Origin of the sequence: Enterobacter hormaechei subsp. xiangfangensis, assembly GCF_001729785.1 — a bacterium.
Lineage (GTDB): Bacteria > Pseudomonadota > Gammaproteobacteria > Enterobacterales > Enterobacteriaceae > Enterobacter > Enterobacter hormaechei_C.
The window spans coordinates 3,122,692-3,138,441 of record NZ_CP017183.1 but is presented as its reverse complement, the minus strand read 5'-3'; the positions used below and the strand labels follow the sequence as shown (position 1 = coordinate 3,138,441).

The 15,750-nt window shown below is 55.5% G+C and carries 10 protein-coding genes; 7 read left to right on the top strand and 3 right to left on the bottom strand.

Going from position 1 to position 15,750, the window contains the following annotated elements; all coding sequences use genetic code 11:
- Positions 1–67 precede the first annotated feature (67 nt).
- On the top strand, positions 68–2,914 hold the full coding sequence (gene rcsC / locus BFV63_RS14975; protein ID WP_069597562.1) for a two-component system sensor histidine kinase RcsC: 2,847 nt from the start codon (positions 68–70) through the stop codon (positions 2,912–2,914).
- Positions 2,915–3,025: 111 nt separating this feature from the next.
- On the opposite strand, the gene rcsB is transcribed toward rcsC, so the two are convergent.
- Positions 3,026–3,676, bottom strand: coding sequence for a response regulator transcription factor RcsB (rcsB, locus tag BFV63_RS14970; protein ID WP_003859405.1), 651 nt, complete (start codon positions 3,674–3,676; stop codon positions 3,026–3,028).
- Positions 3,677–3,692: 16 nt separating this feature from the next.
- Complete coding sequence (gene rcsD, locus BFV63_RS14965) at positions 3,693–6,365, bottom strand: phosphotransferase RcsD (protein ID WP_003859403.1); 2,673 nt, start codon at positions 6,363–6,365, stop codon at positions 3,693–3,695.
- 744 nt (positions 6,366–7,109) lie between these two features.
- Here rcsD and BFV63_RS14960 point away from each other — a divergent pair.
- The 6 genes from BFV63_RS14960 to mgtE all read left to right on the top strand — a co-directional run bounded on the left by BFV63_RS14960 (position 7,110) and on the right by mgtE (position 14,452).
- Positions 7,110–8,204, top strand: a complete 1,095-nt coding sequence (locus BFV63_RS14960; RefSeq protein ID WP_047055377.1) for a porin OmpC — start codon at positions 7,110–7,112, stop codon at positions 8,202–8,204.
- Positions 8,205–8,318: 114 nt separating this feature from the next.
- Complete coding sequence (apbE, locus tag BFV63_RS14955) at positions 8,319–9,374, top strand: FAD:protein FMN transferase ApbE (protein WP_048240444.1); 1,056 nt, start codon at positions 8,319–8,321, stop codon at positions 9,372–9,374.
- A 72-nt stretch (positions 9,375–9,446) separates the two neighbouring features.
- Positions 9,447–10,505, top strand: coding sequence for a bifunctional DNA-binding transcriptional regulator/O6-methylguanine-DNA methyltransferase Ada (ada, locus tag BFV63_RS14950; RefSeq protein ID WP_048240445.1), 1,059 nt, complete (start codon positions 9,447–9,449; stop codon positions 10,503–10,505).
- On the top strand, positions 10,505–11,155 hold the full coding sequence (alkB, locus tag BFV63_RS14945) for a DNA oxidative demethylase AlkB (protein ID WP_032609716.1): 651 nt from the start codon (positions 10,505–10,507) through the stop codon (positions 11,153–11,155). Before ada ends, alkB begins: the two co-directional genes overlap by 1 nt.
- A gap of 76 nt (positions 11,156–11,231) precedes the next feature.
- Complete coding sequence (locus BFV63_RS14940) at positions 11,232–12,875, top strand: multidrug ABC transporter permease/ATP-binding protein (protein WP_048240446.1); 1,644 nt, start codon at positions 11,232–11,234, stop codon at positions 12,873–12,875.
- Positions 12,876–13,015: 140 nt separating this feature from the next.
- On the top strand, positions 13,016–14,452 hold the full coding sequence (mgtE, locus tag BFV63_RS14935) for a magnesium transporter (protein ID WP_006811337.1): 1,437 nt from the start codon (positions 13,016–13,018) through the stop codon (positions 14,450–14,452).
- Here the strand turns inward: mgtE and BFV63_RS14930 are convergent.
- Positions 14,415–15,710, bottom strand: coding sequence for a SulP family inorganic anion transporter (locus BFV63_RS14930; protein ID WP_032610259.1), 1,296 nt, complete (start codon positions 15,708–15,710; stop codon positions 14,415–14,417). The two genes, mgtE and BFV63_RS14930, sit on opposite strands and share 38 nt — an antisense overlap.
- Positions 15,711–15,750: the final 40 nt, after the last annotated feature.

The following is a 15,750-nucleotide window of genomic DNA, read 5'->3' as shown; positions in this document are numbered from 1 at the left end:
CGACAAGCCGCGTTTACCGCTACCTTAACCACATTCTTTTTGACCCCGACGGCGGAGCCTCGCCCCTTTGAAATACCTCGTCTCCTTTCGTACCACGTTAAAAGTCTCCCGCTATCTGTTTCGGGCGCTTGCGCTACTGCTATGGTTGCTGGTGGCACTGCTCTCGGTGTTTTACATCGTTAACGCGTTACACCAGAAAGAAGCGGAGATCCGCCAGGAGTTTAATTTGAGCTCGGATCAGGCTCAGCGCTATATCCAGCGTACGTCTGACGTGATGAAAGAGCTTAAGTATATTGCTGAGAATCGACTGACGGCGGAGAACGGCATTCTTGCCATCCGCGGTCGGGATGAAAAAACCGAAGTGCCTGATTTCGAACCGCTCTTCCCGGATTCCGATTGTTCCGCCATGGGCAAAGCCTGGCGTGGTTCACTGGAGTCCCTGTCATGGTTTATGCGCTACTGGCGCGATAACTTCTCGGCCGCTTACGATCTGAACCGCGTCTATCTGATTAGCAACGAAAATCTCTGCATGGCAGATTTCGGCCTGCGGGATATGCCCGTCGAACGTGAAGACGCGCTGAAAAGTCTGCATGAGCGCATAGTGAAATATCGCAATGCGCCTCAGGAAGAGCGCGGGAACAACATCTTCTGGATAAGCCAGGGGCCGCGCATGGGGGTCGGCTATTTCTATGCCCTGACTCCGGTTTACCTCGGAAACCGCCTGCAAGCGCTGCTGGGGATTGAACAAACCATCCGCATGGAAAACTTCTTCACGCCGGGCAGTCTGCCGATGGGCGTGACCATTCTGGATGAAAACGGCCATCCGCTCATCTCCCTTACCGGGCCTGAAAACCGCCTGAAGGTGGAACCCAGCTGGATGCAGGAGCGGTCATGGTTTGGCTATACCTCCGGGTTCCGCGAGCTGGTGCTCAAGAAAAGTTTACCGCCATCGTCGCTGAGCATTGTCTACTCGCTGCCGGTGAATAAGGTGCTGGAGCGCATTCGCATCCTGATCCTTAACGCCATTTTGTTGAACATCGCGGTAGGTGTCGCGCTGTTTATGCTGGCGAGAATGTATGAGCGGCGGATCTTTATTCCGGCGGAGGCGGATGCTCAGCGTCTGGAGGAGCACGAGCAGTTTAACCGTAAAATTGTCGCCTCGGCACCGGTGGGGATCTGCATCCTGCGTACTCAGGACGGGACAAATATCCTCAGTAACGAGCTTGCCCATAACTACCTGAACATGCTAACGCATGAAGACCGCCAGCGGTTAACGCAGATCATCTGTGGGCAACAGGTTAACTTTGTGGATGTGCTGACCAGCACCCACACCAACCTGCAAATCAGCTTTGTCCATTCGCGCTACCGTAATGAAAACGTGGCGATTTGCGTGCTGGTGGACGTCTCTGCGCGCGTGAAAATGGAAGAGTCGTTGCAGGATATGGCGCAGGCGGCGGAGCAGGCCAGTCAGTCGAAATCGATGTTCCTCGCGACCGTCAGTCATGAGCTGCGTACGCCGCTGTACGGTATTATCGGTAACCTCGATCTGCTCCAGACCAAAGAGCTGCCGAAAGGGGTCGACCGGCTGGTGACGGCCATGAACAACTCGTCCAGCCTGCTGCTGAAAATCATCAGCGATATTCTCGACTTCTCTAAAATTGAATCCGAGCAGTTGAAAATAGAGCCGCGCGAGTTCTCCCCGCGCGAGGTGATGAACCATATCTGCGCTAACTATCTGCCGCTGGTGGTGCGTAAACAGCTTGGGCTGTACTGCTTTATCGAGCCGGATGTGCCCCTGACGCTGCATGGCGATCCGATGCGTCTGCAACAGGTCATCTCAAACCTGCTGAGCAACGCCATCAAATTCACCGATATCGGCTGTATTGTGCTGCACGTCTGTCGGGCAGGGGAGTACCTGACCATTCGCGTGCGCGACACGGGGGTGGGGATTCCGGCGAAAGAAGTTGTTCGCCTGTTCGATCCGTTCTTCCAGGTAGGAACCGGCGTCCAGCGTAATTTCCAGGGGACCGGGCTTGGTCTGGCTATTTGCGAGAAGCTTATCAGCATGATGGACGGGGATATCTCTGTCGATACTGAGCCGGGTATGGGCAGCCAGTTCACCATTCGTATTCCGCTCTATTCGGCGCATTATCCGGCGAAAACCACGGTCGACGGCCTGAGCGATAAGCACTGCTGGCTGGCGGTGCACAACGCCTCCTTACATGATTTCCTGACCTCAATGCTGACCAGCAGCGGCGTGCGGGTTTCGCGCTACGAAGGCCAGACGCCGGGCGCGGATGACATGCTGATCACCGACGTTGAGCCGGAACAGGCGTGGGCGGGGCGCGGCGTGGTGATGTTCTGCCGCCGTCATATCGGTATTCCGCTTGAGCGTTCGCCTGGAGTATGGGTGCACAGCGTGGCGACACCGCACGAGCTGCTGGGCTTGCTGGCGCGCATTTACAGCGTGCAGCTTGAAGACAGCGACGGCGCCACCGTGCTGGCTTCCCCTGATGAGCTGGCGTCGGTGAATGACGATATGATGATTCTGGTCGTCGACGATCATCCGATTAACCGTCGTCTGCTCGCAGACCAGCTTGGCTCTCTGGGCTATCAGTGTAAAACGGCCAATGATGGCGTGGATGCCCTGAATGTCTTAAGTAAGAACCATATTGATATTGTGCTCAGCGATGTGAACATGCCTAACATGGACGGCTACCGTCTGACGCAGCGTATCCGACAGCTGGGGCTGACGCTGCCGGTGGTGGGGGTGACAGCCAACGCGCTGGCGGAGGAGAAGCAGCGCTGTCTGGAGTCGGGAATGGACAGCTGCCTGTCGAAGCCGGTCACGCTGGATGTACTGAAGCAGACGCTATCCGTCTATGCGGAGCGGGTACGAAAAGCGAGACAATAAAAAAGGCCCGAAAGGGCCTTTTTTATGTGCCCGGCGGCGCTGCGCTTGCGCGGGCCTGCGGGGTTTGTAGGCCGGGTAAGCGCGAGCGCCACCCGGCATAGACAGCGAAGATCAGTCTTTGTCCGTTGCGCTCAGCGTCACGGAAGAGAGATAGTTCAGCAGGGCGATATCGTTATCCACACCCAGCTTCATCATCGCGGATTTTTTCTGGCTACTGATGGTTTTAATACTGCGGTTCAGCTTCTTGGCGATTTCAGTGACCAGGAAACCTTCAGCGAACAGACGCAGAACTTCACTCTCTTTAGGCGAGAGACGCTTGTCGCCATAACCACCCGCGCTGATTTTTTCAAGCAGGCGTGAGACGCTCTCAGGAGTGAATTTCTTCCCTTTCTGTAGCGCCGCCAGCGCTTTTGGAAGATCGGTAGGTGCGCCTTGTTTCAGCACAATCCCTTCAATATCGAGATCCAGAACGGCGCTCAGGATCGCCGGGTTATTGTTCATGGTCAGAACAATGATCGAAATGTCCGGGAAGTGGCGTTTAATGTATTTGATGAGCGTGATCCCATCACCGTATTTATCTCCAGGCATGGAGAGATCGGTAATGAGCACGTGCGCATCAAGTTTAGGCAGGTTGTTAATGAGGGCTGTGGAATCTTCAAATTCACCGACTACATTCACCCACTCGATCTGTTCAAGTGATTTGCGAATACCGAACAGTACAATCGGATGGTCATCGGCAATAATTACGTTCATATTGTTCATGTATAAGGCTACCTTGCTACAGCAAGCTCTTGACGTAAGCGTCAATGTCGCTGATGTATTTTTCAATGCCAGAGGCATCTTTCTCACGAATTAGATGTTCCAGCGTTTCACATAACTGCTTGCCGGGAACCAGATTAAGCATGGCAAACACCCCTTTAAGCCGGTGTGCTGTCTGTGCCAGCGCTGCAAAATCCTGCGCAGCGGACTCAGTATACAACCGCTTAACATCATCTGGTACTGTATCAACGAAGAGCGAATAATATCCGCTGGCATGGAGTTCGGCATTTTCATCGCCGCCTAACGGTGACTCCAGGATCTCTTCCTGCGCCAGATTCTCTTCAATCAGTTGTAATACAGCTTCCTGCATTGCATTGCTCATATTAAAGTTGACGCGCAGCTGCCCAGGGCCGATTTTCCGCACGCCTGGCTCATCATCGCTTAAAAGCAAGCCTGAGGCAGTAAGATTAGACGGATTATCAGTTAAAAATAGATCAAATTCTTGACTCGCGAGCCTTTCGTCCGGGGTAATGCAGGACGCACCCCAGTTTTCCAGCTGACGTACGACGATATTTCGGATCTCACTGGAGGTCACATCCACCATCACCACCACATCGTCCAGCAGACGCTCTTCATCCTCTTCCTGTGGATTCGCCGCCATTTTAACGTGTAAAGAGTAGCGGGTGCCGAGGGATTCGCGCGCCTTAATGTTCAGATGACCGCCCAGCTTACGCGCCAGCTGATCGCAAAGCCAGAAGGTGAGGGCATTCGCCTTACCGTAGTGGTCGCGCTGGGTATCGTTCAGGAACGGGAAGTGCAGGTTATCAATTTCGCTCACGGTCACGCCTTCGCCCGTATCCAGGATGCGGAACGTCAGACGATCGTCGGTGGACTCATCGGTGCTGACTTCAAGGGTGATCTTGCCGATCTGCGTCGTGGTGACGGCATACTGAATCAACATCATCAGGATGCGACGCAGGGCATCGCGATCGCCATGACGTTCGTCGTTGGCCGGTAAATGGTTGTTGATCAGCAGCTGGAGTCCCTTGCGCTTGATCACCGGCAGGACTTCCGGCACCACCTCATCAATCAGGTCCTGGATGGAGAAGAGCGTAGGGGTGCCCTTCCAGATGTCATTCTCCAGCATGTTCGCAAGCTGGATTTCGTCCACCAGACGAACCAGTGAATCGGCCTGGCTGCTTAGCTGTCGGCTTTCTGGCGTGCTCAGATCAGCAATCTGCGTGGCGAGTGACTTCAACGGCTGTTTAAAGGCATCGCCAATATTTTGCATAAACGCGGCGCGGCCATGCTGGTTTTTCTCGTACAGTCTTTGCGCCTGCTTGAGCTTTTTATTCACCAGCACTTCGCGATCCTGATCGCGAATGATGAAGATTTGCGTGCGCGACGCGACCTGACTGCGGAACTGACGGATCTCATACAGTTCATTATTAATGGTGGCCTGGATGACACCCTGATGCTGGTCCGCCATGGCCGTAATATTTTGCAGGTTAAGATGCGGCAGAAGGTGATCGGCAATTTTATTGCTCATTACCGTGCGGTTTGCCTCCTGATCGTGAACGAGCACCCCAAGCGGCAGCACGGAAATAATCTCTTCATTCAGGGCACGAAGAATGCGCAGCTCGTTGCTGGTCCCGGCTGATACCGACGTCGAGTCGCTCTGGCGGCCCGACTGGAAACGGAAGGTGCTGTAACCAAACAGCGCCAGCGCCAGCAGGCCGATATTCAGCAGCAGCGGCAGCAGAATGTTTTGCAGAGTATCAAGCATCAGGGTGCCAAAAGGCACCTGCCACACCAGACGCATACCGGTTGAGTTGAGCGATGAGGCAATCTCAATCTTTGAGCCATTAAATGAGATCGCTACGCTGTCCGCGCCTTCTTTATCCGACGGCGAGCGCATATTTTGGGTGCTATTGTCTGGCTCCAGACGGAAGCTGTCCAGCGGCATATCCGGTGGGATGAGATCGTTAATCGGCAGGTCGAAGGCAACCACGGTCGCCAGATGGCCCGGCTGGTTAAAGGTGGTTCGCAGCGTAAAGTAGTGACCATTCTGCCAGGCAAGACGGCGTAATGACGAGAAACTTTCGCGCTCGTCCAGCGCGTTGGCCTGTTGCAGCATTTCTGCCCGACGGGAATCGACAATACTGCCAACGGTGGTCTCTTTAAAGCCCGACGAGAGATCCTTAAGCGGCAGGGTTGAGATCAGGATCATGCTGTTGTCCTGACCGTTCAGGTAATACATTGACCACGGTACGGTCTCGGCGCCCCACAGGGTGTCCAGATAGGAGGAGATCCGCTGCGTCATCTCAAGCGTTGCGCTGTCGTGCGAGCCGAAAATCAGGGCTTCCGTCTTGCGCTGCGGTTTTTCAAGGTAATACACATCCTGCTTAAGGCGCGTTTCCTGCAACCCTTCGCCTGACGAGGTGGCAGGCGCGGCAGCGATATTGTCGTAGATTTGCCAGGTCGCATAGCGCCACGTATCAATGCGTTTATGCACCGCATGGGTGATATCGACGATTTGATAGCTTTTATCTTTAAGCCAGGTGTTAACGGCGCTCTGGATCATCACTCCCATTGTGACTAACAGCACAACGATCAACAGAAGAAAGAAACGGGTGATGCTGCCCGGTAGAAGGGAGAATTTGCTCGGGGCGGTAGTTTCAGTCTGACTCATCGATGTGTTTAACCCGTAATGGCCGCGCGGTAATGGGATAGGGCAGTATAAAGGGTAATAACTGAATTTCCAGCGTCGTTATCGGTATAACCTTGACTTTTTATCCGGGTAACCGGCTTCAACGTCCCCGGGTGAAAGGTGTACAAAACCCCGTGAAATGTATAAATACGCCATCGCACCGGCAGAAAAATAGCACGAATAAACAAGAAATTAATTTCGATAGCATAAAAACAATTAAGTGCAAGCCGTATTCGGGATTTAGTTAATAGTCGTTATCATTACCAAGCGGTAGCACATTAAATGTAGGTTGACGTAAAGAAAGGTAAAAAAAAAACCGAATGCGAAGCATCCGGTTCAATTAGGGATAAACAGACATTCAGAACTGAATGACGGTAATAAATAAAGTTAATGATGATAGCGAGGGTTATTTTAGTGGTGTTGAAGGGAATTTTTTTGTCATTCAGTGCTGTACTGTTTTTTACGGCAATTTGCTGAATTTAATGCGATATATTTTTGTTTTGATTATCCGTGCTATATTTTTAAACTATTAATGCTCTGTAAAAGTTCCTCCAAATTTACAAATTGAAACATCTTGATGGTAAAGTGAAACATCTTCAAAGTTTTCGTATCATATTCCTGTTGGATTATTCTGCATTTTTGAGGAGAATGAACTTGCCGACTGGTTAAGAGGGTTGACCAGTAAGCAGTGGTAAATAATAAGGCATATAACAGAGGGTTAATAAAATGAAAGTTAAAGTACTGTCCCTCCTGGTACCAGCTCTGCTGGTGGCAGGCGCAGCAAATGCGGCTGAAATTTATAACAAAGACGGCAACAAATTAGATCTGTACGGTAAAGTGGATGGCCTGCACTATTTCTCTGATGACGACAGTGCAGACGGCGACCAGACCTACATGCGTCTAGGCTTCAAAGGCGAAACTCAGGTTAACGACCAGCTGACCGGTTACGGCCAGTGGGAATACCAGATCCAGGGTAACTCTGGTGAGAACGAAAACAACTCATGGACGCGTGTGGCGTTCGCAGGTCTTAAATTCGCTGATGCGGGTTCATTCGACTATGGTCGTAACTACGGCGTTGTTTACGATGTAACTTCCTGGACCGACGTTCTGCCGGAATTCGGCGGCGATACCTACGGTTCTGACAACTTCATGCAGCAGCGTGGTAACGGCTTCGCGACCTACCGTAACCAGGACTTCTTCGGTCTGGTTGATGGTCTGAACTTCGCGTTGCAGTACCAGGGTAAAAACGGCAGCGCAAGCGGCGAAGGCCAGACCAACAACGGTCGTGAGGCACTGCGTCAGAACGGTGATGGCTACGGCGGCTCTCTGACCTATGATCTGGGCGAAGGCTTCGCTATCGGTACGGCAGTCACCAGTTCTAAACGTACTGCTGACCAGAACGCTGCGCGCTACTACGGTGAAGGCGATCGCGCAGAGACCTACACCGGTGGTCTGAAATACGACGCGAACAACATCTACCTGGCTGCACAGTATACTCAGACTTACAACGCGACCCGTGCGGGCGACCTGGGCTGGGCTAACAAAGCGCAGAACTTCGAAGTGGTTGCGCAGTATCAGTTTGACTTCGGTCTGCGTCCATCCGTGGCGTACCTGCAATCTAAAGGTAAGGACCTGGAAAACGGCTACGGCGACCAGGATCTGCTGAAATATGTTGATGTTGGCGCGACTTACTACTTCAACAAAAACATGTCCACCTACGTTGATTACAAAATCAACCTGGTTGATGAGAACGACTTCACTCGCGCAGCAGGTATCGGTACTGACGATATCGTCGCGCTGGGTCTGGTTTACCAGTTCTAATTGCTCATACAGCGACAAAGGGGCCAACAGGCCCCTTTTTTCATGCTTTTTTAGGGTCTTACAAATACGCTGTTTTAGTGTACTCTTGCCGCCCTGGCATGAGGATAATAACCAATGGATATGACTTTTTTACGCGCCAGCGTTCTGGCGACTTTTTTACTCCTGACCGCGTGTGACTCTTCCACACAGCCCGCAAAAATCGACGTACCCGCCGCGACGGTGCTGGAAGGGAAAACCATGGGGACCTTCTGGCGCGTCAGCGTGATGGATATTGATAAATCCTGCGCTGAAGAATTACGCGGTAAAATTCAGGCGCAGCTGGATGCCGACGATCAGCTACTCTCTACCTATAAAAATGACTCAGCGCTGATGCGTTTCAATCGCTCCAGCAGCACCTCGCTGTGGCCGGTGAGCGAAGCGATGGCCGATATCGTCACGGAATCGATGCGCGTGGGCTACAAAACCAACGGCGCAATGGATGTGACCGTGGGGCCGCTGGTGAACCTGTGGGGATTTGGCCCCAACAAGCAGCCGGTGACTACACCCGATCAAGCCGCCATCGACGACGCCCGCGCCCGTACAGGGTTACAGCATCTGGCGGTGATCTCCCAGTACGGTCAGCAATACCTGCAAAAAGATATTCCCGACCTGTTTGTCGATCTCTCCACGGTAGGCGAGGGGTATGCTGCGGATCATCTCGCGGCCCTGATGGCGCAGGAAGGCATTCCGCGTTATCTGGTTTCCGTCGGGGGCGCGCTCGTCAGCCGGGGCATGAACGCCAGCGGCAGGCCGTGGCGAGTGGCCATCCAAAAACCAACCGATCAGCAGAACGCGGTGCAGGCGATTGTCGACATCAACGGGCACGGTATAAGCACCTCCGGAAGCTACCGCAACTATTACGAGCTGGATGGCAAACGTATCTCGCACGTGATTGATCCGCAAACCGGACGCCCGATTACCCATAACCTGGTGTCCGTGACGGTGATAGCCCCAACCGCGCTGGAAGCGGATGCCTGGGATACCGGATTGATGGTGCTCGGCACGGAGAAGGCCAAAGAGGTGGTGCGTCAGGAAGGGCTGGCCGTCTATATGATCACCAAAGAGGCTGACGGATTTAAAACCTGGAGTTCGCCGCAGTTCAATAGCTTCCTGGTGAGCGAAAAAAATTAAAAAGCAAGGTTGCGGGTTTTTGTTCGGTGGCGTTCAGGCAAGCTGAGCGTATGCTTGTAAGAGGAGCCGATGATGAAAAACACAACCTATCTTACCGATGAGGATCGCTGGCAGGCCGTACTGGTCCGCGATCCGCGTGCGGATAACCAGTTTGTCTTTGCCGTGCAGACGACCGGCATTTATTGTCGTCCGTCCTGCCGCGCCCGCCACGCGCTGCGTAAAAATGTCTGCTTTTATCCTGATGCTCACCAGGCCGCGCAGGCGGGTTTCCGCCCCTGTAAGCGCTGTAGGCCGGACCAGGTCGACCCTATGGCGCAGAAAAAGGCCAACATTGCGCTGGCCTGTCGACTGCTTGAACAGGATGCCGCGCTGAACCTGGAGGCACTGGCGCAGCAGGTTGCCATGAGTCCGTTCCATTTCCACCGCTTGTTTAAATCCTTCACCGGCATGACGCCGAAAGCATGGCAGCAGGCCGCGCGTGAACAACGCCTGCGCAGCCTGCTTGCACAGGGCGGTAAAATCACCGACGCCGTACTGGCCGCTGGCTTCCCGGACGGCAGCAGCTACTACCGTAAAGCCGATGGCGCGCTGGGCATGACGGCAAAACAGTACCGCAACGGAGAGGCTGCGGTCCGCTATGCCATCAGTGATTGCTCGCTGGGCCGCTGTCTGGTGGCCGAAAGCGAGCGCGGGATCTGCGCAATACTGCTGGGTGATGACGATGCCGGGCTGACGGCTGAACTGCTGTCACTGTTTCCGCTTGCCGTCCGTGAACCGATGGAAGGCGCGTTTGCCGGGCGTGTTCGTCAGGTTATTGCCTCTGTCGACAGCCGCGCGACGCCGCTGACGCTGCCGCTGGATATCCGTGGTACCGCCTTCCAGCAGCAGGTCTGGCAGGCGCTGCGGGATATCCCCTGCGGTAAAACGGCAAGCTATCAGCAGGTGGCGAAGGCCATTGGTAAACCCAATGCCGTACGTGCCGTGGCGGGGGCCTGCGGTGCCAACAAACTGGCGATAGTCATCCCCTGTCACCGCGTGGTGCGTAACGACGGTGCGCTGTCGGGTTATCGCTGGGGAGCAGCGCGTAAGATGCTATTGTTGAAACGTGAGGCGAACAACCCGGAGGAATAATGCTCGATCTTTTTGCTGATGCTGAACCCTGGCAGGAGTCGCTCGCGCCGGGGGCGACGATCCTGAGACGCTTCGCGCTTTCCCGCGCGGCGGCGCTGTTCGACGGCATTAAAGCCGTCACCGCCCGTTCGCCGTTTCGCCATATGGTTACGCCAGGCGGGTATACCATGTCCGTGGCGATGACCAACTGCGGCGAACTGGGATGGGCGACGAATGAGCGGGGCTATGTATATGCCGCGTACGATCCGCTGACGGATCAGCCGTGGCCGCCGATGCCGGAGGCGTTTCAGGCGCTGTGTCATGATGCCGCCGTGGCGGCCGGCTATCCTGATTTTCGACCCGATGCCTGTCTTATTAACCGCTATGCCGTTGGGGCAAAGCTCTCCTTGCATCAGGATAAGGACGAGCCGGACCTGCGCGCGCCGATTGTCTCGGTATCCCTTGGGCTGCCCGCTGTCTTTCAGTTTGGCGGCCTGCGGCGCAACGACCCGCTCAAACGGCTGATGCTGGAGCATGGCGATGTGGTGGTCTGGGGCGGGGAATCACGGCTTTTTTATCACGGTATTCAGCCGCTTAAACCAGGCGATCACCCGGTGGCGGGGGCGTTTCGCTACAACCTCACGTTCCGCCAGGCAGCGTACAGAGAATAAAAATAAGAATTATTCTTGATGTGTGTGAAAGGCAGTTTACACTGCTGGCTGATTTTTCTTGTCCGGATTGCTCTGCATGCAACTACTTCTTCTTGTCTGGCGGCAGTATCGCTGGCCTTTTATCGCGGTGATGGCGTTAAGCCTTGCCAGCGCGGCGCTGGGGATCGGCCTGATTGCCTTCATTAACGTGCGTTTGATCGAAATGGTCGACACGTCACTCTCCGTCCTGCCGGAATTTCTGGGTTTACTGCTGCTGCTGATGGCAGTCACGCTCGGGTCACAGCTGGCGCTGACCGCGCTCGGCCACCACTTCGTTTTCCGTCTGCGCAGTGAGTTCATCAAACGGATCCTTGATACTCAAGTGGAACGCATCGAACAGCTGGGAAGTGCTTCTCTGCTGGCGGGGCTGACCAGCGATGTGCGCGCCATTACCATCGCCTTTGTGCGCCTGCCGGAGCTGGTGCAGGGGATCATCCTGACCTTTGGCTCGGCAGCCTATCTCGCCTGGCTCTCCAGCAAAATGCTGGCGGTAACGGCGCTGTGGATTGTTATTACCATCTGGGGCGGGTTCCTGCTGGTATCACGCGTCTATAAGCACATGGCGGTGCTGCGCGAAACGGAAGACAAGCTCTATAACGATTACCAGACGGTGCTGGAAGGGCGTAAAGAGCTGACGCTGAACCGCGAGCGCGCCGAACATATCTTCAACCATCTCTATATCCCGGATGCGCACGAATATCGTCATCACATTATTCGCGCCGATACGTTCCACCTGAGCGCTGTGAACTGGTCCAACATCATGATGCTGGGCGCGATTGGCCTGGTGTTCTGGATGGCGAACAGCCTGGGGTGGGCGAATACCAACGTGGCGGCAACCTACTCCCTGACGCTGCTGTTTTTACGCACGCCGCTGCTGTCGGCCGTTGGCGCACTGCCGACGCTGCTGAGCGCACAGGTGGCCTTCAACAAGCTGAAGAAGTTCGACCTTGCGCCGTTTAAGGCTGAGTTCCCGCGCCCGCAGGCCTTCCCGAACTGGCAAACGCTGGAGCTGCGTAACGTTACCTTCCGCTATCAGGATAACGCCTTCTCAGTGGGGCCGATCAACCTGACCATTCACCGCGGCGAACTGCTGTTCCTGATCGGCGGTAACGGCAGCGGCAAATCCACGCTGGCGATGCTGCTGACGGGCCTCTACCAGCCGCAGTCGGGTGAAATTTTGCTGGATGGTAAAGCGCTGAGCGCGGAGAAACCGGAGGACTACCGCAAGCTCTTCTCGGCGGTATTTACCGACGTCTGGCTGTTCGACCGGCTGCTGGGACCGGAAGGGCAGCAGGCGGATCCGGCGCTGGTGGAGAAGTGGCTTGCGCACCTGCAAATGTCGCACAAGCTGGAGCTTCAGGATGGCAAAATCCTGAATCTCAAGCTGTCGAAAGGGCAGAAGAAGCGCGTGGCGCTGCTGCTGGCGCTGGCCGAAGAGCGCGACATCATCCTTCTGGATGAATGGGCCGCCGATCAGGACCCGCACTTCCGTCGCGAGTTTTATCAGGTCCTGCTGCCGCTGATGCAGGCGATGGGAAAAACCATTTTTGCCATCAGCCATGACGATCACTACTTCATTCACGCCGACCGTCTGCTGGAGATGCGCGACGGCAAGCTGAGCGAGCTGACCGGCGATGAGCGCGATGCGGCGTCACGGGACGCGGTGGCGCGTACGGCCTGATTGCAATTGTGCCGGGTGAACCCCGGCACACTAATTTTTCATATATGCCGTTTTTTTCTCCATCCCGACCCGCCGTTTATTCTTATTTACATATCCCCGCGCTATGCTTAACGCCAACTCATTTAATGGATTTATGATTGATGTCGGTATTAAAGAAAAACAGCGCCAGGCAGCGTGACCAGGAGCGTGCGCGGCTCATCTGGCTCCTGACGACCGATAAAGCGGTCACGTCAACGTTATTGGGTAAGCTAACCCTGGCTGAGCAATATGATGTCGGCACGCTGGCCGACGATATTGCTGAGGTAGGTGCGCTGGTTGCACATTTACCACCTCCGGATCTGGCGGACACCCTGGAGGCATTGCCTTCCGAGGAGCGCCACGCCCTGTGGCGGCTGGTGCAGGATCACGAGCGCGGTCAGGTGCTGCTGGAAGCCTCGGAAAACGTCTGGGATGACCTTATCGATGAGATGAGCGACCGGGACATTCTTGACGCACTGCAAACGCTGGATATCGATGAGCAGATTTACCTCGTTCAGCATCTTCCGCGCAACCTGACCGGACGCCTGCTGGCTTCCCTGCCTGCCGAAGAGCGGGCGCGCGTGCGTCAGGTGATGCACTACGAGAAAAACAGCGTCGGCGCGATCATGGAGTTTGGCGTCATCACCGTGCGTCCGGACGTCACCCTGGGGACGGTGCAGCGCTATCTTCGTCGCCTGGGCAGTATGCCGGACAACACCGATAAACTGTTCGTCACCTCGCGGGATAAAACCCTGCTCGGGGAGCTGGAGCTGAAAACGATCCTGCTGAACAGCACCCAGCAGCGGGTGAGTGAGGTCATGGAAACCGAGCCGATGGTCTTCTCGCCGGAAGACGATGCCGAAAAAGCGGCGCGTACTTTCGAACGTGATGACCTGGTGAGCGCGGCGGTGGTGGATTCGGTGGGCAAGCTGATGGGGCGTCTGACCATCGATGAGATCGTTGACGTGGTCTATGAAGAGACCGATAACGACCTGCGTGCCCTTGGCGGGATCAGTGCCGAAGACGATGTTCATGCCTCCGTCGGCAAGGCCGTCAAAACCCGCTGGGCGTGGCTCGCCATCAATTTATGCACCGCGTTCGTGGCGTCCCGCGTTATTGACGGCTTCGAACATACCATTTCCCAGCTGGTGGCCCTGGCGTCGCTGATGCCGATTGTGGCGGGGATCGGCGGGAACACCGGCAACCAGACTATCACCATGATCGTTCGCGCCCTGGCGCTGGAAAACATTCAGCCGGGTAATTTTTCGTGGCTGATTTTCAGGGAGATGGGCGTCGCGCTGATTAACGGCCTGGTCTGGGGCGGCATCATGGGCGGTATTACCTGGTGGCTGTACGATGATATGGCGCTGGGCGGGGTCATGATGCTGGCGATGGTGCTGAACCTGCTGGTGGCGGCGATGATGGGCGTGATTATCCCATTGACGATGACCCGGCTGGGGCGCGACCCCGCGGTGGGGTCGAGCGTGATGATCACCGCCATTACCGATACCGGCGGTTTCTTTATTTTTCTTGGACTGGCGACGATTTTTCTTCTGTAGCCAGTGCTTTTTGCTTAAGTCGGGCAGGGAGGATGAACATCATCACAATCCCGCCCAGCACGCCAATCGCCAGGTTGCCGGTGTAAACCGTTGCCACAACCGTCACCAGCATCACGACGGTTTCAGCCACCGGCGCGTTTTTCAGCGTTCCGGGCTGAACGCTATGCCAGCTAAAGGTCTTGACGGCCACAATGGCCATAATACCCGCCAGTACCGCCATCGGGATTTTGGCCATCACCTCGCTGAGCGCCGTAACCAGCACCAGCAGTACGATACCCGCCGCAAGGGTGGAGATACGGCTTCTGCCTTTCCCCATCTCCACGTTTACGATGGTCTGCCCAATCATCGCGCAGCCCGCAATGCCACCGTAGAACCCGGCCATAATATTCCCCACGCCCAGACCGATGCTCTCGCGACGCTTACTGGAGGGGGTCGCGGTCAGTTCATCCACCAGTTTTGCCGTCAGCAAGGATTCCAGCAGGCCAACGAAAGCGATACTTAGCGCGCACGGCCAGATAATGCTCAGGGTTTCCAGATTGAGCGGCACCAGCAGTTGCGTAAAGCCCGGCAAACCGCCGCTCATGGAGCCTTCATCCCCTACCGTCGGCAGAATTTGCCCGCTGGTGACGGTGAACAAAGTCAGCAGCACAATGGCAATCAGCGGGGAGGGCACGCTTTTGATATAGCGTGGCACCCACAGCACAATCAGCAGCGTCAGCACGAACAGGCCCACAATCAGCGGGCTTCGGCTCCAGAAATGGGGCACCTGGGCAAAGAAAATCAAGATGCCAAGGGCGTTAACAAACCCGGTCATCACCGACTGGGGAATAAAGCGCATCAGCCGCGCCATACCCAGCGCGCCGAACAGGATCTGAATCATGCCTGCCATCACCACCGCGGGCAGAATGTACTGTACGCCGTGTTGATGGACCATCGGGCCAATCACCAGCGCGACGGAACCTGCCGCCGCCGTCACCATGGCCGGACGCCCGCCGAGCAGGGAAAGGGCGAAACAGAGCACCACGGAGGCGATAAGACTCACTTTCGGATCCACGCCCGCGACCACGGAAAACGAAATCACTTCCGGGATCAGCGCCAGCGCGGTAATCACACCGGCCAGGGTTTCGCGCATCAGACGGTGAGGCGAACGTAAAACAGTGGCGACATGGCCTTCTTGAGGTACAGACGAGTGGGGTAATGACATAACAATTCGCTGGTAGGGGCAGGCTTCCGTGCGCGCGATCACAAAGTGCAGCATCATAGCCAGGAAAATCGTCGGGTGCCAGCCTGTCTGCCAA